This window comes from Corynebacterium sp. UMB4614, assembly GCF_030217065.1.
Lineage (GTDB): Bacteria > Actinomycetota > Actinomycetes > Mycobacteriales > Mycobacteriaceae > Corynebacterium.
On the sequence record NZ_JASONC010000006.1, the window covers coordinates 1 to 18,656 of the forward strand.

Sequence of the window (18,656 nt, forward strand, 5' to 3'; positions counted from 1 at the left end):
GATGCAATATCGGAATCAGACCCTTGAACCCCTCACCGCCTAGAATTAAACCAGTCCAACTTTCGGGGGCTAGTTCAACAATCAAGTGGTGGGAGGTTCTTCGTGGTACCCCGTACGGGATTTGAACCCGTGTTACCGCCGTGAGAGGGCGGCGTCCTAGGCCGCTAGACGAACGGGGCGCATAGGACACACAAAACTAGCTCCCTCCCGGCGGACCGGTGAGGCGACGACCAGCTCTGTGATCGAGAACAAAGCCTACAGGCAACTCCTTCAACTCTCCTAATCCGCTGGTCAATGCCGGGTTTTAGGAAGTTCTCGCGTTAGCATGAGGGCAGTAGTGTCTCCAATGCGCCGAGGATGCCAATGACCCATTCCGAGAATGACACCCCCGACTCGCTCGTGATGCCGGCCGGCGGTGGCACGGGTCGACAGGCGATTTCTCCGGATCGTTACTCAGCAGAGGTCACCAGCGAGCACCGTTTTCCTGGCCCGAAGGCATGGGGCATGATCGCCAAGCGGCTGTACGCGGAATTTTTCTACCGTGGGCTTCCCGATAAGGGCGCCACGCTGAGCTTCTACTCCATCTTTACTGCGATCCCCACCCTCATGGCCTTCTATGCGATCGTGATGCTTGTGCTCGACCAGAATCGCGACCAGGTGCTGGGCGTGACCGGCGAATTCATCAACCGCAATATCCCGGCAGACTTCGCGGCTCAGGCGTCGAACATCATCGAGGCGATCATCGGCACCACGCAGCGTTCCCTGATCACCCTGATCATCGCCGTCCTCTTCGCGCTCTTCTCCTCCTCGGCCTACGTTCGTGCCTTCTCCCGCAGCGCGAACGCGCTCTACGGCCGCGAGGAGGGCCGGTCGATCCTACGGACCTGGCTCGTGATGTGGGGCTTGACCATCGCCCTGGTGGCGGGGCTTGTTCTCATCGCGGCGGGGTTCTTCCTCCGCGAGGAACTCCTCTCCCCCTTCTTCACCCATATCGCCGATCCCTTGGGGCTGGCTGGCCTACGCACCTTCATGCTCGACTATTTCCTGCCCCTGTGGGCATGGCTGCGGTGGCCGGTGATCTTTGGGCTCTCCCAGATGCTCATCGCGCTGCTCTACCACGTCGCACCGAACGTCAAGCAGGGGCGTTTCCGTCTGTTCACGGCGGGCTCTGTGAGCGCGCTGATTGTGCTCACGCTGATCGGCGTGGGCTTCCGGACTTACCTCAACAACTTTCTGCACATCGGAATGTACGGGGCTCTTGGCGGCATCATCGGCGGCTTCTTCTGCCTCTTCATGGCCAATAACGTGCTGCTGCTAGGCCTGCAGCTGGACGCCGAGCTCGCGCGCGCCCGGGAGCTCGCGGCCGGCTACGACTCCACCGAGCTCATCCTCGCCCCGCCCCGAGCCTCGGGTGCCGCGGATGGTGAGAAGCAGCTCGCCGAAACGCTCCAGGCTGAAGCCGAACGCTTCCAAAACCGCGTACGGAACGCCGAAGACGACTAGCGGAGCGGCTATTACTCTTCCCATCGCACCACCTGAGACGCGCTTCTGATCGCCCTCCTCAGGGTCCCTAGGGACCTTCCTTGCATCTGAGGCTTAGCCCCTCTACAAGACCATCAGGCTTGGGGCTCTGCAGAAAACAAAACAGCCTCACCGGAAAACCGGTGAGGCTGTTGATTTGTACCCCGTACGGGATTTGAACCCGTGTTACCGCCGTGAGAGGGCGGCGTCCTAGGCCGCTAGACGAACGGGGCATTAGGACGCGAAAGAAACTTAAAGTTAATCTTCGCTGCTGGCCTACCAGGACTCGAACCTAGAATGACGGTACCAGAAACCGTAGTGTTGCCAATTACACCATAGGCCAATCGTTAACACTGCGAGCATCTCCTTCTTGAGGAGCCCTGCGCTGTGCAACGATGACTACTATAGCCAGAAGCCATCATCACACACAAATTGGCAGGTCGTCGCCTATTTTTAACGCCTAGTTCGCAGGCTGTTCAGCTTGGAATGGGGTCTGCTCCAGCCCGGCGCGCAGGCGGGCCAGCGTGGAGTCCTTGCCCAGCAGCTCCATGGACTCAAACAGCGGCGGGGACACGGCCTGACCACAGATCGAGACGCGCAGCGCACCGTAGGCCACGCGCGGCTTGAGCTCCATCTGCTCGATCAGTCGGGTGGACAGGGCATTCTCGATCGCCTCGGTGCGGAAGTCCTCCTCCGCGATAGCTTCGAGCTCCTCGATCGCCGCAGCCAGCGGCTCCTTCGCGGCCTCCTTGAGGTTCTTGCGCGCCGCCTTCGGCTCCAGCTCAAGGTCCTCATCCTTGGTCAACAGGAAACGCAGCAGGCCGTCGGCATCACCCAGCACCTTGATGCGGGTCTGCACCAGCTCGGCGGCGAAGGCGAACTTTTCCGCCGGGTAGTCCGCCGGCCAGTCCTTGAACTCCTCCAGGTAGGTGCGCAGCCGCTGCGTGAAGTCCGCCAGATCCAGCATGCGGATGTGGTCGGCGTTGATGGCCTCCATCTTCTTGTGATCGAAGCGTGCTGGATTCGGCTTCACGTCGGCGATGTCGAAGTTCTCGATCAGCTGGGACATCGTGAAGATGTCCTCGTCGGCGGACAGCGACCAGCCGAGCAGCGAGAGGTAGTTGAGCATGCCCTCCGGGATCACGCCGGCGTCGCGGTGGTTGAAGAGGTTCGACTCCGGGTCGCGCTTACTCAGCTTGCGGTTGCCCTCCCCCGTGACGAACGGCAGGTGCGCGAAGGTCGGCACTTCCTTGGCCACGCCGATGCGGATCAGCGCCTCGTAGAGCGCGATCTGGCGCGGGGTCGACGGCAGCAGGTCCTCGCCGCGCAGCACGTGGGTGATGCCCATCAGCGCGTCGTCCAGCGGGTTGACGAGGGTGTACAGCGGCTGCCCATTGGAGCGGGCGACGACGAAGTCCGGCATCGTCTTACCGTCGACGTCCATCTCCCCGCGGACCAGGTCGGTCCAGGTGTAGCGGCGGTCGTGGTCCATCTTCAGGCGCCAGACCGGCTTGCGGCCCTCCGCCTCAAACGCGGCGATCTGCTCCTCGGTGAGGTCGCGGTCGTAGTTGTCGTAGCCCAGCTTCGGGTCGCGGCCAGCGGCCTTGTGGCGCTCCTCGACCTCTTCCGGGGTGGAGTACGCCGGGTAGACCTCGCCGGCGGCCTTCAGCTTCTCCAGGACCTCGGCATAGATATCCATGCGCTGGGACTGGCGGTAGGGCTCGTGCGGGCCGCCGGTCTCGATCCCCTCGTCCCAGTCGAGGCCGAGCCACTTCAGGGAGTCGATGATGGCCTGGTAGGACTCCTCGGTATCGCGCTGAGCATCCGTATCCTCGATGCGGAAGATCAGCTTGCCACCGGTGTGGCGAGCATAAGCCCAGTTAAACAGCGCGGTGCGCACCATGCCGACGTGCGGGGTGCCGGTGGGCGATGGACAAAAACGTACGCGAACTTCACTCATGGGCTCTTATCCTACCCGCGCTGCCCCGTCGCAAGATCGAGCGCCGGGGCCGAACCACAGGATCCGCCCTGAGAGCGCAAACCCCCGGGCTGTGCATCGCACACCCCGGGGCGGGCGCGGGTTATTTTCCCGCGCGTAGCACATGAATTACTTGAAGAAGTTCCAGGACTCCTGCGCAGCATCTGGACGGCTCGGGTACCAGGTGTGCTCGCCACCTGCGACCTTCTTCAGCACGGTCGTCGCGGCGCAGCCGCTGTAGCGGTAGGTCGTGATGTTGCCGTTCGTGGAGGCACTCGGCGCCTTGGAGAGGTCACACTTGTTCCGGGCAGCGAACTGACGGTGCACCTGGTTGATGGAGAGGTAGGTTTCACCGTGACGGGAACCGCCGTTGTAGTTCACGATGTCGTCGCCCGTGCCGTGGATGATCATGGTCGGCACCGAGGCATTCACACAGTTGCTCACCGTCCGAGTGTAGTACGCGCCAGACACGCCCACGACGCCCTTGACCAGGTCGGGTGCCGCACAGCCGAGGCCGAGGGCCATGGCGCCGCCGTTGGATAGCCCGGTGGCGTAGACGCGGTTGCGGTCTGCCTTGCCCTCGCGGACCAGGATGTTGACGATCTGGCGGACGAAGGCCACGTCGGCACTGCGGCTGGTGTTGGTGGCGTACGGGGCCCCGCCCCAGGCCGGGTAGGTCTCACCCTTGAAGGTGCTGCGCACGGGCTCCGGGTACACGATGATCGCGGAGTCACCGGCTGCGGTGTTCTCCAGGCCGGCGTAGCTGCGGGCCTTGTTCGCGTCGTGCTGCCAACCGCCGAACATGAACACGACCGGCAGGTTGCTCCGCAGGCCGGACTTCGGCATCTTGACGATCGCCTTGCGGGTCTTGCCGTTGACGCTGAAGGTCCGCTCGCTCAGGTTGGCGTTATTGTTCGGGGCGGTACCCGCCCCGCCCCCGCCACCGTTTTCCAAGCCGCCGACGATGCCGTTGATGATGCCGGCGAGGTCCTCCAGGTCGCCTGCGGAGGAGCTGAGGCTGCCCATGGAGGACTGAGCCTGGGCTTCGGGGAATCCCTGCGGAACGAAGGAGAGGGAGAGGGCTGCTGCTGCGGCGAGTGCTCCGGTCAGGCCGCGGCGGAGAATGCGGCGGGACTGTGCCGGCTGCTCAGCGGGCTCACCGGCGCGCTGAGACAAATGGGGAAGAAAGTTCATGCGGCAAATGTACTCTATGCTCCCTAGGAAACCTAGCTACCCCGAAAATTGGTGCTTGAGGTGGCCATCGAGGAGCCCGCGGGGGCGGTCGGTAGACTGGCGGGTATGGATTCAGACAAAAGGCCGGTGACCGCTCCGGACTTTTTGCTGTCACGACCACATCACAGCATTCGGACTCAAGGGCGTAAGGCCACGTTCCCGGACCCTTTCGAGGCCAGCACGGCCCTGCGCGAGGGCACCGCTGAGCTGCTGGTCGGCGCGATTCCTTTCAACACTGGCTTCCGCGCCGCGCTCATGGAGCCGGAGAAGGTCGTCACCTTCGACGGCCCGCTCGAGCCGCCCGCATATTTCCGCGGACGAGAGGCCGCCGAGTCCCTCGAGGCGGTCGAGGTCACCGTCGCGACCACGAAGGAAGAACACCAGGCCCGGGTCGCCGCGGCGATTCAGACCATCCGCCGGACCAGCCTGGAAAAGGTGGTTCTGGCCCGCGTTGCGGACGTGTACTTCGCTGACACCATCGACCCGCTGCTCGTCGCCGCCCGCTTCATCGATCTTTCCGCCAACCGTGACGGCTACGCTGTGGACCTGTCCGCGACCGGGCGCAAGGAGGACCAGGGGTCGATGTTCGTGGGCTCCTCCCCCGAGATGTTGGTCTCCCGGAAGGGCAGGACGGTTCGAGCTTTCCCGCTCGCGGGTTCAGCGCCGCGCACGGGCAGTGCAGCGCGCGACGACGCGACCGCCGAAGAGCTGCGCTCCAGCGAGAAGAACCTCGTCGAGCACGCTCTTGTGGTGGAGCACTACCGCAGGATCTTGGAGCCGCTGTGTTCGGAGCTCGATATCCCCGCCGAGCCCCTCATTCACGAGACCACCGAGATGATTCACCTGGGAACCCCGATCGTCGGCACCCTGGCTGACGCGGAATACTCCGCCCTTGATCTGGCCCTGATGCTGCACCCAACCCCGGCGATCGGTGGCACCCCCACCGACGAGGCGGTGGGGATCATCGAGTCCGTGGAGGAACCCCGCGAGTTCTATGCCGGCGCGGTCGGCTGGTGTGATGCCAGCGGCGACGGCGAGTGGATGGTCGCCATCCGTTGTGCCTGCGTGGAGGGGGATTCTGCGCGCGTGTGGGCCGGCGGCGGGATCGTCGCCGACTCCGATCCCCACGAGGAGGCGGAGGAAACCACCGCCAAGCTGCAAACCGCGCTGCGCGCGCTCAACGTCCCCGCCGGCATGCGAAACGTCTAACCCCCGCCCCCACGGCGCGGCGAGCCTCCCCCGAGGCCGCCGACTCCGTATCTTCTAGTACGCCTGAACCGGGTTCGCCAGCGTTCCCAGGCCTGGGATTTCCACCGCAATGCGGTCTCCCGGCACCATCTCCGCGGTTCCGGCCGGGGAACCGGTGCAGATCACATCGCCCGGCAGCAGGGTGAACGCGGAGGACACCCACTCGACGATCTCCGGGATATCCTTGATCATCTGGTTAGAGTTCGAGTCCTGCTTGGTCTCGGTCTTCCCGTCGTGGGTCAGGTGTGCCTTGATGGGCAGGCTGTCGATGTCGATGCCGTCGACGTTCGTCTCGATCCATGGGCCCAGCGGGCAGAAGCTGTCCAGGCCCTTCGCGCGGGACCACTGACCGTCAGCGAACTGCAGGTCGCGGGAGCTGACGTCGTTGACGATGGTGAAGCCCAGGACGACGTCCTTCCAGTTGTTACGGTTGACGTCCTTGCACGGTCGTCCGATCACGATGGCGAGCTCGCCCTCGAACTCGACACGGGTGGCCCACTCCGGGATGCGGATCGGGGCTTCGGGGCCGACGACGGCTGTCGGGGGCTTCAGGAAGATGGTCGGTGGGAGGTGCTCCGCGCCCTGCCTGAAGACCTCCTTGACATGGTCGGCATAGTTGCGGCCCACGGCAACGATCTTGCTGGGAAGGATCGGCGCGAGCAGCCGAACCTCCTCGATCGGCCACGACTTGCCGGTGAACTCCGGCTCGCCGAATGGGTGATTAGCGATTTCGCGGCAGGTGGCGCCGGTGCCGTCCGGCTGGCCACCCTCAAGCACCGCGAATGTCATTCCTTCTGGGTGAGCAATTCGGGCGATACGCATAGGTACCAACCCTACCTGGCTGTGCGCTCGATGATGTCGCTTAGGGTACTTGTTATCGAAAGATTATTTCTTTCGTGTTTCAGCATCGCGAGCAGCAGCTCCCCGCAGGCCAGCGCGTCGCTGAGCGCGTTGTGGGAACCGTAGTGCGGTAGCCCGTAGCGTTCCCGCACCCGTGGTAGCCGCAGATCCTCACCGCGCGGGTAGGTCGCCATGCGCTCGAAGTACCGGCGTTCGATGGCGAAGGTGTCGATGACCGGGACGGAAAGACCCGAACCGAAGTGTTGCCTGCACGCTTGCCCTAGGAACTGGGTCTCGATGGGCGAAAAATGCACGACCATCGCCCGGCCCCGGAGCGCCAACAGCAACCTGCTCAACACGTCGCGCAGCGGCTCCCCTGCCTCGATGTCCGTGTGGGTGATGCCATGGATCTTCGCCGATTCCATGCCGGCGGGTACGCGCTCCAGAGCCTCCGGCTCGTGGTGGATCACCGCGTAGTCCGCCTCGGCCGGGGTGATGCGCCCGCCGGTCATGGGCACCCAACCGATGGAGAGGACGAGGTCCTTCTTCGGGTCCAGGCCGGTGGTTTCGACGTCCACGGCCAGCAGTGGGGCCTCTCCGATGGGCTGGTCCACCTTGGCGCGGGGGACGTCGTAGTACTCCGCCAGGGCGCCCGTCGCCTTGCGGGTCCGCCAGGAGGTCCCCAGCCAGGGAGCTTGCCACCACTTCGCCATCGCTGCTCCTTTAATAATCCTCTCGCTCGTTGCTGCACTACACGCTGCGCACGGGGAAACGCACCGAGAGCCCCGACTGGGCCTTCTTGATGATCTGGAAGGCATCCCGCAGATGCTCCCGCTCCATCTTCTTGAGCTCCCCCGGGTCGACCCGGTAGTCCGGCGCCTCCCCTGCCGCGTCCTGCTTCGCCTGGTGGTGAAGGCTGATGGAAGACAGGAAATCGAAAGCATCGGTGAGGTCTGCCGCGGCCGATCGGCTGAGCGACTCCCCCGCCGCCGCGGCCAGCCGGGACCGGGTGGAGAGCTCGTGACTGCCGCTCAGAATCGCGTGCAGGCGCGCGATCTGCACGACGGCGGCCAGCCCGCCCTTCTTGATGTCAAGGGTGTGCGCGTGCTCGCCGCGCCGCCCCAGGATCAGGCCGCGGAAAACCCCGAGCGGGGGTTCCCGGCGTACCGCGAGAGCGGCGAGGTGCGCGTGCAGCCGGGGTGCCTGGTTGGCCGCAGCAGTTGCGTAGTCGTGGATCTCATCGACCATCTCCTCCCCGCCGCCGACGGCTCGCATGTCGAAGAAGGTCTGCGCGTGCAACAGGGCGTCGGGTTCGGGGGCGGTGATCCAGTGGTGGAAGGTCGCCCGCCATTGGCTGACCGTCATCCGCCACTGCGGGTTGGAAGCCATCATGTCGCCGGGGCACAGCGGCTGCCCGGCGGTGGCCAGACCCTGGCAGACCATCTCGCCAAGGCGCCGGAAGTACTCGCCGTGCGCCTCGGGCTGGTATTCATCGGAGATGACCAGGGCGTTGTCCTGGTCGCTGGCTGTCCCCATCTCACGGCGCCCCTGGGAGCCCAGTACGGCGAAGGCGAAGGGCACAGGGGCTGGGCCCAGTTCCTCCTCAGCGAGCGTGAGAAGCCGCCTGGTCAGCGCGTCGGTGGCCACGGTGAGCAGCCGCTGGGCCTCCTCAGAACTGGCCCCGCGCTCCAAGAAGCGGATGGCCACGGATTTGGCGGAGCGATAGGTCTCGGCCAGCTCCTCCGGCGTGCTCTGGCGCGCGAGCTGGCCGGAAAGATAAAGCGGGTCTGACTGCATGAGGCGCATGATGTCGGCCGCGGCGATGATGCCCGCAACCCTGCCGTCGTCGACGACCGGGATGTGGTGGATCCCGCGCTCCGCCATGAGCAGCATGGCCTCGAAGACGAGCGCATCCGACCCCAGGGAAATGGGGTTGGCGGTCATGGCCTCGGCGACCGGCGAGTCCCCGCTGATCTCCGCGGCGACGGAGCGTCGCATGTCGCGGTCGGTGATGATGCCGCGCAGCTCGCGGTCGTCGATGACCAGCAGCGAGCTGACGTTGTGCTCTCCCATGCTGATCGCGGCGTCCCGCAGCGTGGTCTGTGAGGTCGTGGCGGCGGGATCGGTGATGGCAAACGCCCCCAGCGGGGTGCGCAGCACCTCAGAGCTGGTGTTGCTGCGGGTCTGTTCCGCTGCGAGCCGGATGCGCTCGGAGAGGCTGGAGAAGTAGCGCAGGAAGTCGGCGAACTCTTCTGCGAGCGGGGCGAAGGTCTCCCGCGAGATGTAGATGATGAGGCTATCCTCCACAGCCTCCATCTGATAGTGGGATTCGGGCTCGGCAACGAGGGTGGAGTAGCCAAAGGTCTGGCCGATATCCCGGCGGTCCAGGAGGATGCCGTCCTCATCGATGACGTCCACGGCCCCGGAGCGGATCACGCCGAGCTCGTCGTTGACCTCCCCGTGGCGGATGAGGACCTCGCCTTTGCGGGCGTAGCCGATCTGGGTTCCCGCGGCGAGGGCGTTCAGTGCGGGTTCGGGAAGCCGGGAGAAGGGCTCGTGGGCGGCGAGGAAGCTACGGATCTCCTCGACTTCGACGCTGACTGGCGCATTCATGGCCTCAACCTACCCATTCGGACCTAGGTTTGGGCGCCAAACCACCGAAGTGTTTCTCACCGACGCGCCCAAACATGACGGAGCCCGGGTCTTCACATGCGGAAAACCCGGGCGGGCGAGCTGGAGTGAGTGTGGGGCTAAGCCTGGACCGCTGCGGCGATGCGGTCGCCGACCTCGGCGGTGCGGATCGGGGAACCATCCCGGCCAGCAGCCTCGTCCAGCACGGCCTTCTCGATCTTCTCAGCGTTGGCCTCATCGCCGAGGTGGCGCAGCATCAGGGCCACGGAGAGGATCGCGGCGCACGGGTCGGCGATCCCCTGCCCGGCGATGTCCGGGGCCGAGCCGTGCACCGGCTCGAACATGGAGGGGTTCTTGTGGGTCGGGTCGATATTGCCCGAGGCGGCCAGGCCGATGCCGCCGGTGACCGCACCCGCCAGGTCGGTCAGGATGTCGCCGAAGAGGTTATCGGTGACGATGACGTCGTAGCGGGATGGGTCGGTGACCATGTAGATGGTCGCGGCGTCGATGTGGTTGTAGTCCACCTCGACGTCCGGGAATTCCTCACCAATGGTCTCGATGGCGCGCTGCCACAGGCCACCGGCATTGACGAGGACATTGGTCTTGTGGACCCAGGTCAGCTTCTTACGGCGCTCCTGGGCGCGTCGGAAGGCGTCGCGGACGACGCGCTCGACGCCGAACCAGGTGTTCTGGCTAACCTCGCTCGCGACCTCGTGGTCGGTGCCTTCGCGCAGGGTACCGCCGTTGCCGCAGTAGAGGCCTTCGGTGCCCTCACGGACGACCACGAAGTCGATGTCGCCGGGGTTCTTCAGCGGCGAGCTCGCCCCCGGGTAGAGCTTGGAGGGGCGCAGGTTCACCGCGTGGTCGAGCTTGAAGCGCAGCGGCAGCAGCAGGCCGCGCTCCAGCACGCCGGCCGGGACGGTGCGCGGGTCGCCAATCGCGCCCAGCAGGATCGCGTCGTGCTGCTTGAGGCTCTCCAGGTCGGCGTCGGTCAGTGTCTCGCCATTGCGTAGGTAGCGCCGGGCGCCGAGGTCGTATTCCGTGGTCTCGACGTCATCGCGTACCGCCTTGAGAACCTTCAAGGCCTCCGCGGTGACCTCAACGCCAATGCCGTCACCATCAATAACCGCGAGTTTCATAGAATGAACCCCTTCATCTCACTATTTGAACATTGCGAGTGTATCACCTCACAGCTTAGAGCTAAAAGAATCTCTATGGCCGTGGCGGAAATTCGCTCTCATCCCAGGGCACGCGGGGCCACTTTGTTAGCTTGAAAACATGAGTGAAGCCCACAACATCCGCCCCTACCCCGGCAGCTCCACCGATCGCTCCGACGCGAGCGAGGTGGCCTCCACCGCCCTGACGATGAGCGGACTGAGCAAGAGCTTCGGCGACACCCGCGCCGTCGATAACCTCAACCTTCGCATCCCGCGGGGCAGCATGTACGGCGTCGTCGGACCCAACGGTGCCGGAAAGACCACCGCACTGACCATCGCGACCGGGCTGCTGGAGCCCACCAGCGGCAACGCCTGGATCTGCGGCATCCCGATGTGGGATCACGCCTCTGCCGAGCAGGTCATGGCAGCGAAGCAGCGCTTCGGGCTGTTGGCGGATGGGCTGCCCATCTTCGACCGGCTCACCGCCCGGGAATACCTCGACTACTTGGGCCACCTGCGCGGAATGGACCCGCAGGTCATCGAGCAGCGCACCGAGGAGCTCCTGGAGGCGATGGACCTCACCGGCGCAGAGGGTAAGTACATCGTGGACTTCTCCGCGGGCATGACCAAGAAGATCCTGCTCGCCGGCGCCATGCTCCACGGCCCGGAAGTACTGATCTTGGACGAGCCCTTCGAGGCCGTCGACCCGGTCTCCGGGCAGGTCATTCGGGACATCCTGCGCCGCTATGTCGCGGCCGGCGGCACCGTCGTCATGAGTTCGCACGTCATGGAGTTGGTCGAGGGCCTGTGTGATCATGTGGCGATCATCGCCGACGGTCGGGTGCTGCGGGACGGCACAATCGACGAGGTCCGCCAGGGCCAACCCCTCAACGAGGTTTTCGTCTCCCTCGTGGGTGGCCGAAGCCTATCGCAGGGTTCCTTCAGCTGGCTCGGCACTCAGGGAGACGCCCAGTGAGCCTCTCCCCACGCCAACAACCCGCCCCCGCGCGTGCCACAAAGTCACTGACCAGGCACCTGATCCGGCTCCACCTGACAATGTGGCGCCGGAGCTTCAAAAAAGATTGGGTCCTCATTTTCAACGCCATCTTCATGGCTGTTTTTGGGATCGCCGGTGCCATCGGGCTCGGCGCGTTCAGCTACGCGATGCTCACGCAAGAACATGAGGTGCGTCTGCTACCGCTGACCATGGCTGCCGGCGCCCTCGCCTACCTCCTCATTGTGTTCGTGTGGCCCAGCCCGGAAAACCACTTGACCCCGCAGAAGTTTGCCACACTGCCGGTCACTGAGCGCCAACTATTTCCCGGGCTGACCTGCGCGGCGTTCCTGCAATCCCGCGCCCTACTATCCCTCATCTGCTCGCTGATCATGGCTGGCTTCGGCGTGGCCGGAATCCAGGCGAGTGCTGCATCCGGCGCGGGTCTGCTCTCCGCGCTCTGGGTCATTGCCTGCCTCGCGCAGGGCATCGTCGCCGTACTCCTGGGCGAGGCCTTAGGATCGCTGAGCTCGGCAATGGCGAACCGCGTGTGGTCGGAGCGCCTGGGTTACGCATTTTCCTTCCTTTTTCTCATCGCCATCATGGGGCTGAATTTCACCACCAATGGTGTACAAAGCCTGGATAAGCTGCTGGAGTTGGGCATGGTCTTTAGCTGGACGCCGTTTGGCGCAGCGGCTGGCGCGGCAGCCTCCGCCATCGAGGGCAACGCCGGCGCGGCGATCGCCCAGGGCTTCATTGCCGCCGCGACGATTCTGGGTTGCCTGTGGCTCTGGCGCACCGCCCTGCGTTTCGAGCTGACCCACCCGATCCGCAGTAGTTCTGATCAGGCCACGAAGCACACCGGTGGGGTCATGCTGCGGTGGGCCACTGCGGGTCCGCGCGACGCAGTCTATTCCCGCACGCTGCGGTATTGGCGCCGCGATGTGCGTTATTCCTATCAGGCCGTGGTGTTTATTTTGATCGGCGCCATGTTTCTCGCCCTTGGCGCGCTCCAGGGCACTGGGGTGCAGTGGTACGCGCCCTTCATCGTCGCGCAGGGCGTGCTGATGATCAACGGCAATGACTTCGGCCTGGATGGACCCTCCAACTGGGTGAACATGGTCTCAGGGGTGCGCCCGAAGGACCTCATCGCTGGCCGCCTGTTGGCCTCGCTGACGGCCATCGGCCCCATTTTCCTCCTCATCGTGATCGGGCTTGGGGCCATCGAAAACTTCCGCCCCCTCTGGGCGGGTATCAGCCTGCTCGCCGTGTGTTCCCTGGTGCAGTCTCTGGGGCTCAGTCCCGCTTTCGCATTGCGCTTCCCCTTCCCCAGCGCCGCACCGGGCACGAGCCCGATGAAGAACCGCTCCGGAACGTCCAGCAACGCGTTCATTCTTTCCATCGTCGGCCTGTTGGGGCTGTTCCTGCCGCTCATTCCCGGAACAGCGCTGCTGGTCATCGACCTCCACGACGCCGATTCCTGGGCAGATGCATCCCGACTTAGCGCCATTGGCATCGGGGTGCAGGTGCTGATCAGCGGAGCTATCGGGCTTTTCGGCTACCTCTGGGCGGTGAAGAACACCTCCCAGCGTTGGCCCAAGGCTTTCGCGAAGGTCCGAAACTGGGTTTAGCCTCGGCTTTCCTGGTTCATTCGCCTGCAGCGTCGTGTCCGGCGCCCAGCCGATTAAGCCTGTAGGCCCCGCCCAACACATGGCAAACCGCCCCCGGCGCAGAACATTAATCCTGCGCCGGGGGCGGTTGCTGAAGAGAGCCTTGGCTCCGTTCGCTGCCCGCCGGTTGACGGGAGGCGATGTGAGGAGTGCCTCTTAGAAGGCAACCTGGAAGGCGTTCTCGGCGGAGAGCTCCGCGTTAACAGCCTCCAGCTCATCCTCGGTCAGCGCACGGTCGATGCGCAGCACGAGGGTTGCGGTGCCGTCCTCGGTATTCGGGGACAGAGCTGCGGCAGCGATGTTCACGCCCTGCTTGCCCAGCAGGGTGCCGATGCGGCCCAGCGCACCGGTCTGGTCTGCGTAGACCAGGAAGAGGTTGGTGCCCTCGGCACGCAGGTCCAGGCCGCGGTCGTTGATGCGGACGATCTTGTCGACGCGCTCCAGGCCGGTCAGCGCACCAACGACGGTGGCCGAGGAGCCGTCAGCGGCGACGACCTTGACCTCCAGCACGCTGCGGTGGGTGACGGACTCGTCCTGGGAGTTCACCTCGAGAGCCACGCCGCGCTGCTCAGCGATGGACGGGGCATTAACGAAGGTGACCTGCTCGTCCAGCACGCCGGAGAAGGTGCCGCGCAGGGCAGCCAGGCCAAGTGCGTCGATGGACTCGCTGGAGAGCTCGCCGCGGGCGGTGACGACCACCGAGGCCGGGGCGCCGTCCAGCAGCTTGGCGGCAACCGCGCCCAGCTTCGTGGCCAGGTTCAGCCACAGGGCGACCTCCTCGGAGACCTTGCCACCGGAGACGTTGACGGCATCCGGGACGAAGTCGCCAGCCAGGGCCTTGAGGACGGAGGCAGCGACGTCGGTGCCTGCGCGGTCCTGCGCCTCAACGGTGGATGCACCCAGGTGCGGGGTGACGACGACCTCGTCGAGCTCGAACAGCGGGGAATCCGTGCACGGCTCGGAGGCGTAGACGTCGAAGCCCGCGCCACGGATGTGGCCGGACTTGATGGCATCGGCGAGAGCCTGCTCGTCGACGAGGCCGCCGCGGGCAGCGTTGATGATGATCTGACCCTTCTTGGACTTCGCCAGAAGGTCAGCGTCGAACATGCCGCTGGTCTCCGGGGTCTTCGGCAGGTGGATCGTCACGAAGTCCGAGCGGCCCATGAGCTCCTCAAGCTCAACGAGCTCCACGCCGAGCTGCGCGGCGCGGGCCGGGTTGGCGTAGGGGTCGTAGGCGATGATCTCAGTCTCGAAAGCGGCGAGGCGCTGAGCGAACAGCTGACCGATGTGGCCGAAGCCCACGATGCCGACGGTCTTGCCGAGGATCTCCACGCCCTTGAAGGAAGAGCGCTTCCACTCGCCGTCGCGGAGGGTCTTATCGGCTGCCGGGATCTGGCGGGCGGTAGACAGCAGCAGGCTGATGGCGTGCTCGCAGGCGGAGTGGATGTTCGAGGTCGGCGCGTTGGCGACCATGACGCCGCGCTCGGTCGCGGTCTCGATGTCCACGTTGTCGAGCCCGACGCCGGCGCGACCGACGATCTTCAGATTCTTGGCGGCCTCGAGCACTTCCTTATCCACCGTGGTGGCGGAGCGCACGAGCAGGGCGTCGGCATCGACGACGGCCTCAAGGAGTTCTGGCCGGTCCGGGCCATCCACCCAACGGACGTCGACGGAATCGCCGAGTGCATCGACGGTGGACTGAGAGAGCTTATCTGCGATTAGTACAACCGGGCGGTTGGTGGTGCTCAAGGGAATTCTCCTGAAAAATTTTCACTTCCCCAGCGGGTGAAACGACCGCGTCACCCGAGGGGGCCCACGCCTGACCGTGTATGGCGCATGACCCCACAATCATATCCCTTGGCGGTGGCGTGTGTGTCGTAGGCCACCCTTAAAATCCCCCCGCTGGGCGGTGGTTTTGCATCTATTGGGAACCCCACCCCCGGCAGTGCCTTCACCGGCGAGCCCGAATCCTGGATTCGCCCAGATCATCTGCCCCTCACCCAGTAGGCACGAGCTCCAGTAACCAGCCCAACCATGTCGCGGCTGTTCACTCTCGCCCACTCACGTCGACCTCACTGCACCCCCTTGCAGCGGCGACCAACGTGAGTTGATCTGAGCCCCACCCCTGGTCCGCAACCCCGCGGACACCCAGGAATCGGGCTTGCCGGAAAGGTCGCCAGCCGAGCCCCGCCGCAGCGGTGCATCTTGCTGACAAAAACTAACCTAGGAAATTTGGTGAGCATTCGTTTCACCTTTTGCGTAATTGCGAACAACTTTTCCCCTCACCACCCCCTGCATGTTCTATTGATTCCCCCGCTGCCAGCGCTTTTAAGAATTCTTTAGCACCCCCGTTAGCAGTCGCTCAGCGGACCGGTGGCGTTCGATTCACGCTCTGCGAGAATGATTCCCCGTGAATGCCTCCATGCTTGGCCCGCACTCTGGTCCGCAGCCCCCCGCCCCGACTGGGACTTTCTCGCGCACCCGCCACACAGCCTGCCCAGCGATATGAGCTTTCCCAGCGGGCATACGACGTTCATCGCCGTCACGGTGGCTGTCAGCCTCATCGCGACGTATCGCGGTCTCGACCCGAGTCGATCCCGTTCGCCGGTGAGCTGGAGGGGGCTCAGCATCATCGCTGCGGTCGGTTGTGTCGCCATCGCTCTCATCGTGACCACCGTGATGGCCCGCGGCGTCCACTTCCCCAGCGACGCTGCCGGGGCCATTATCTTCTCCTTCACGCTGGCTCCACTGGTGTGGAAGCTATGGGAAAAGCTCGGGTTCCACCTTCTCCTTCGTGGTCGCTCACAGCACCTCAGGGGCTAGACCCCTGTGGCATGATTGGTGCCATGATGCACTCGCGACGCCACCCCACCGCCCCGATCCTGGCCCTCATGGGCATCGCGTGCGCCGGAGCAGCGCCCTGGCTTGTCACCGGAACGGCTGCTGCGGAACAGCCGGTAGCCCACAGCATCGTGCAGGCTCAAGCAGCACCGGCGGTTCCCCACGCCACGGTGGACGTCCAGGTCGCCGACGGCTCCGGCGTGCTGGGCGACGCCGCACGCCAGGGAATGATCGAACAGACTGCAAGGATCGATTTCCCCGATTCCGTCCAGAAGGTCGTCTACGTCCTCATCCCGGGCAGTAGCGATAACTTCAACGACGACGTCCTCGACTGGGCAGGCCGAAACATGCCGGAGCTGGTGCCCGACGGCACCGGCAAGGGTGCTGCATGGGAAAACGGAACGCTGATCCTGGGAGTGGGTACCAGCACCCGGACCAACGGTGTCTACTGCGGCAACGACGTCTGCCAGGACCTGGATATCTTCGAAGGCCCCCACTTGGACGCCTCCCTGGAGGCGATGAAGGACAGCTTCCGCCGCGGGAATTTCGCCAACGGCCTCGTCGAGGGCGCCAAGGTCGCCGCGGATACGGAGCTGGGCGCGCGCCTGGCCGAGGAGCAGGCTCGCGAAGACCGCAACGCCATGCTCGGCATCGGCGCGGTGGGCGTGGGAGCTGCAGGTGTGGGGGCGGCTGCCTGGCAGCGCCGAAAGAAGAAGCTGACGGCCACTGCGAAGCAGCAGTTCTACGAACTTTCCACCCGCTACTCCGAGCTCTCGCAGCGCCTGGACGCACTGGATATCCGCGCCAATTCGCTGAGCTCCCCGCTGGCGAATGTCGAGCTGCGCTCGCAGTGGACCACGATCCGCGACGAGTTCTTGAACCTCAACAACCGAGTGGGGGCACTAAACCTGACGCTCACGAGCGATGACAAGGAGTTCTACGCCAAGCACAAGCAGGTCGCGAGCGCGCACGAAACCCTCGAGTCGATGAGCAATGCCGAAGACAACATCAACCTGATGTTCGAGCTGGAAAACGGCGATCAGATCAAGCGCGAGCGAGAGCTGCGCTCCATCAAGCAGGATCTCTCCGAGGCCCTGTTCGAGGTGCGCAATCGGGAGGCGATCCGCCAGCTAAAGAATGTTGAGGCGCAAGTCGAGGCGTTGATGCGGGACCTTCAGGCCCCGGATTTCATGGACCGGCTGGCGCGCATCGTCAGTGACCAGGCGCACGCTCTGGAGCTGGCCTCCCGCGATATGAAGCACCTGGATCGCGAGGCTCACCGCGACGAGCGCCCCTCCCTCACCGACCGCGACTGGCGTCCCGGCTACGTGTACTCCAACTGGGTGCCCTACTACCTGCTGGCCTCGTGGCACAGCGCGGATACGCGTGCTGCTGAAAGCTCCAGCAGCAGCGGTGGTATTGCGAATACCAGCTTCAGCAGTGGTTTCTCCGGTGGCGGCGGCTCCTCCAGCTGGTAAACCCGCCCACGTACAACCAGCGCTCGCTGGCTAGCAGACGTTGTGTGGCCCCTCGTGCTCAACGTGATTCGGGCGCTCCACCTGAATCGTCGAGTGGGCGATCCCCCGCTCTTGCAGGGCCTCCTGGGCCACACACAGCACGGCAGCCGGGTCGCGGTCTTCCGGAACGACCAGGTGCACCGAGGCGAGCGCGCTCGTCCCGTCGAGCGACCACAGGTGCAGGTCGTGAACATCCATCACACCGTCCACCTCGCGGAGAAGCGCGTCGATCTCGGCAGGATCGTAGCCGGGTGGGGCCTGCTCCAGCAGGATCCGCAGCGTGTGCATCATCAGCTGCCAGGCGCGCGGCAGCACGAGTGCCGCGATGACGAGGGAGGCAATGACGTCCGCGTACTGCCAGCCGGTCGCGATAATGACGCCACCAGCGATCAGGACGGCGACGGAGCCCAACATGTCCGCCAACACGTGCAGGAAGGCACCCTGGACGTTCACGGAGTTGTCCCGCTGGCTGTGCAGGATCCATGCGGAGACCACGTTGGCAATGAGACCGATCACGGCGATGATCATCATGGGGCCGGCGAGGATCTCGACGGGCTCGCGTAGGCGGCGGATGGCCTCCACCACGATCCAGACGGAGATGCCCAGCACGGTGACCGCGTTGACGAGTGCGGCTAGCACCTCCACGCGCCGGTAGCCAAAAGTCGCCTGCGCATTTGAGGCCCGGCGCCCGATGAGGATGGCGATCACAGCGATGATGATCCCCGCTGCGTCGGAGAGCATGTGCATCGCGTCGGCCAGCAGCGCGACGGAGCCGGTGACCAGCCCACCGATGAGCTCGGCGAAGAAGATCGTTCCGGTCACCACGAGCACGATGAGCAGTGCGCGCAGCGGGGCATCGGTTGGGGCGTGGGAGTGAGAATGCCCGTGCGCATCGGAATGGGAGTGAGAATGCGAAGAACCGTGGCGGTGCGGATCGGCACCACCACGGTTCTGTGGGCGCTCGGGGGCTGCGTCAATGTGCTCGCTCATGCCCTCAAGCTTAGCGAGCGCCCCCCTTATTGACAA

Annotated in this window: 14 protein-coding genes and 3 tRNA genes; 6 read left to right on the forward strand and 11 right to left on the reverse strand. The window is 64.8% G+C overall.

Annotation, left to right across the window (positions count from 1 at the left end; genetic code table 11):
* Positions 1-103 precede the first annotated feature (103 nt).
* Positions 104-179: transfer RNA gene (locus QP413_RS04000), tRNA-Glu, on the reverse strand.
* 184 nt (positions 180-363) lie between these two features.
* Between QP413_RS04000 and QP413_RS04005 the strand changes: the two genes are divergently transcribed.
* Positions 364-1,503: a YihY/virulence factor BrkB family protein gene (locus QP413_RS04005; RefSeq protein WP_284780723.1), complete on the forward strand. Its 1,140-nt coding sequence runs from the start codon at positions 364-366 to the stop codon at positions 1,501-1,503.
* A 178-nt stretch (positions 1,504-1,681) separates the two neighbouring features.
* On the opposite strand, the gene QP413_RS04010 is transcribed toward QP413_RS04005, so the two are convergent.
* The 4 genes from QP413_RS04010 to QP413_RS04025 all read right to left on the reverse strand — a co-directional run bounded on the left by QP413_RS04010 (position 1,682) and on the right by QP413_RS04025 (position 4,693).
* A tRNA-Glu gene (locus tag QP413_RS04010) sits at positions 1,682-1,754 on the reverse strand.
* A gap of 38 nt (positions 1,755-1,792) precedes the next feature.
* Positions 1,793-1,864 (reverse strand) — tRNA-Gln (locus QP413_RS04015).
* A 117-nt stretch (positions 1,865-1,981) separates the two neighbouring features.
* Entirely contained in the window at positions 1,982-3,481 is a 1,500-nt protein-coding gene (gene gltX, locus QP413_RS04020; protein WP_284780724.1) for a glutamate--tRNA ligase, read from the reverse strand.
* 147 nt (positions 3,482-3,628) lie between these two features.
* Positions 3,629-4,693, reverse strand: coding sequence for a PHB depolymerase family esterase (locus QP413_RS04025; protein ID WP_284780725.1), 1,065 nt, complete (start codon positions 4,691-4,693; stop codon positions 3,629-3,631).
* Between the two features lie 105 nt (positions 4,694-4,798).
* Between QP413_RS04025 and QP413_RS04030 the strand changes: the two genes are divergently transcribed.
* Positions 4,799-5,941 (forward strand): isochorismate synthase, encoded by a 1,143-nt coding sequence (locus QP413_RS04030; RefSeq protein WP_284780726.1) that lies wholly within the window; start codon positions 4,799-4,801, stop codon positions 5,939-5,941.
* Positions 5,942-5,995: 54 nt separating this feature from the next.
* Here QP413_RS04030 and QP413_RS04035 read toward each other — a convergent pair whose 3' ends face one another.
* From QP413_RS04035 to QP413_RS04050, 4 genes are all read right to left on the reverse strand, one after another.
* A complete protein-coding gene (locus tag QP413_RS04035; protein WP_284780727.1) occupies positions 5,996-6,802 on the reverse strand; it encodes a fumarylacetoacetate hydrolase family protein in 807 nt (268 codons plus the stop codon).
* A gap of 11 nt (positions 6,803-6,813) precedes the next feature.
* Positions 6,814-7,533 (reverse strand): exonuclease domain-containing protein, encoded by a 720-nt coding sequence (locus QP413_RS04040; protein ID WP_284780729.1) that lies wholly within the window; start codon positions 7,531-7,533, stop codon positions 6,814-6,816.
* A 37-nt stretch (positions 7,534-7,570) separates the two neighbouring features.
* On the reverse strand, positions 7,571-9,433 hold the full coding sequence (locus QP413_RS04045) for a DUF294 nucleotidyltransferase-like domain-containing protein (RefSeq protein ID WP_284780730.1): 1,863 nt from the start codon (positions 9,431-9,433) through the stop codon (positions 7,571-7,573).
* A 137-nt stretch (positions 9,434-9,570) separates the two neighbouring features.
* Positions 9,571-10,590 carry a 3-isopropylmalate dehydrogenase gene (locus tag QP413_RS04050; RefSeq protein ID WP_284780731.1) on the reverse strand — a complete coding sequence of 340 codons (1,020 nt, stop codon included), beginning with the start codon at positions 10,588-10,590 and terminating at the stop codon, positions 9,571-9,573.
* Between the two features lie 139 nt (positions 10,591-10,729).
* Between QP413_RS04050 and QP413_RS04055 the strand changes: the two genes are divergently transcribed.
* Together QP413_RS04055 and QP413_RS04060 are read left to right on the forward strand one after the other, a co-directional pair.
* Positions 10,730-11,584: an ABC transporter ATP-binding protein gene (locus tag QP413_RS04055; protein ID WP_284780732.1), complete on the forward strand. Its 855-nt coding sequence runs from the start codon at positions 10,730-10,732 to the stop codon at positions 11,582-11,584.
* A 134-nt stretch (positions 11,585-11,718) separates the two neighbouring features.
* Complete coding sequence (locus tag QP413_RS04060) at positions 11,719-13,233, forward strand: ABC transporter permease (protein ID WP_284780733.1); 1,515 nt, start codon at positions 11,719-11,721, stop codon at positions 13,231-13,233.
* 195 nt (positions 13,234-13,428) lie between these two features.
* On the opposite strand, the gene serA is transcribed toward QP413_RS04060, so the two are convergent.
* Positions 13,429-15,021: a phosphoglycerate dehydrogenase gene (serA, locus tag QP413_RS04065; RefSeq protein ID WP_284780734.1), complete on the reverse strand. Its 1,593-nt coding sequence runs from the start codon at positions 15,019-15,021 to the stop codon at positions 13,429-13,431.
* A gap of 651 nt (positions 15,022-15,672) precedes the next feature.
* On the opposite strand from serA, the gene QP413_RS04070 reads away from it, so the two are divergent.
* Both QP413_RS04070 and QP413_RS04075 read left to right on the forward strand, forming a co-directional pair.
* Complete coding sequence (locus QP413_RS04070) at positions 15,673-16,095, forward strand: phosphatase PAP2 family protein (protein ID WP_284780735.1); 423 nt, start codon at positions 15,673-15,675, stop codon at positions 16,093-16,095.
* An 11-nt stretch (positions 16,096-16,106) separates the two neighbouring features.
* The gene (locus QP413_RS04075) at positions 16,107-17,591 is read left to right on the forward strand and encodes a DUF5129 domain-containing protein (protein ID WP_284780736.1); all 1,485 of its coding nucleotides are present in this window, start codon (positions 16,107-16,109) and stop codon (positions 17,589-17,591) included.
* A gap of 30 nt (positions 17,592-17,621) precedes the next feature.
* On the opposite strand, the gene QP413_RS04080 is transcribed toward QP413_RS04075, so the two are convergent.
* Positions 17,622-18,620 carry a cation diffusion facilitator family transporter gene (locus QP413_RS04080; protein WP_284780738.1) on the reverse strand — a complete coding sequence of 333 codons (999 nt, stop codon included), beginning with the start codon at positions 18,618-18,620 and terminating at the stop codon, positions 17,622-17,624.
* Positions 18,621-18,656 lie beyond the last annotated feature (36 nt).

Excerpts from the sequence above, each read along its gene's own strand:
- QP413_RS04005 (WP_284780723.1), top strand. The coding sequence starts at position 364 with ATGACCCATTCCGAGAATGACACCCCCGACTCGCTCGTGATGCCGGCC.
- gltX (WP_284780724.1), bottom strand. The coding sequence starts at position 3,481 with ATGAGTGAAGTTCGCGTACGTTTTTGTCCATCGCCCACCGGCACCCCG.
- QP413_RS04025 (WP_284780725.1), bottom strand. The coding sequence starts at position 4,693 with ATGAACTTTCTTCCCCATTTGTCTCAGCGCGCCGGTGAGCCCGCTGAG.
- QP413_RS04030 (WP_284780726.1), top strand. The coding sequence starts at position 4,799 with ATGGATTCAGACAAAAGGCCGGTGACCGCTCCGGACTTTTTGCTGTCA.
- QP413_RS04035 (WP_284780727.1), bottom strand. The coding sequence starts at position 6,802 with ATGCGTATCGCCCGAATTGCTCACCCAGAAGGAATGACATTCGCGGTG.
- QP413_RS04040 (WP_284780729.1), bottom strand. The coding sequence starts at position 7,533 with ATGGCGAAGTGGTGGCAAGCTCCCTGGCTGGGGACCTCCTGGCGGACC.
- QP413_RS04045 (WP_284780730.1), bottom strand. The coding sequence starts at position 9,433 with ATGAATGCGCCAGTCAGCGTCGAAGTCGAGGAGATCCGTAGCTTCCTC.
- QP413_RS04050 (WP_284780731.1), bottom strand. The coding sequence starts at position 10,590 with ATGAAACTCGCGGTTATTGATGGTGACGGCATTGGCGTTGAGGTCACC.
- QP413_RS04055 (WP_284780732.1), top strand. The coding sequence starts at position 10,730 with ATGAGTGAAGCCCACAACATCCGCCCCTACCCCGGCAGCTCCACCGAT.
- QP413_RS04060 (WP_284780733.1), top strand. The coding sequence starts at position 11,719 with ATGGCTGTTTTTGGGATCGCCGGTGCCATCGGGCTCGGCGCGTTCAGC.
- QP413_RS04070 (WP_284780735.1), top strand. The coding sequence starts at position 15,673 with ATGATTCCCCGTGAATGCCTCCATGCTTGGCCCGCACTCTGGTCCGCA.
- QP413_RS04075 (WP_284780736.1), top strand. The coding sequence starts at position 16,107 with ATGATTGGTGCCATGATGCACTCGCGACGCCACCCCACCGCCCCGATC.
- QP413_RS04080 (WP_284780738.1), bottom strand. The coding sequence starts at position 18,620 with ATGAGCGAGCACATTGACGCAGCCCCCGAGCGCCCACAGAACCGTGGT.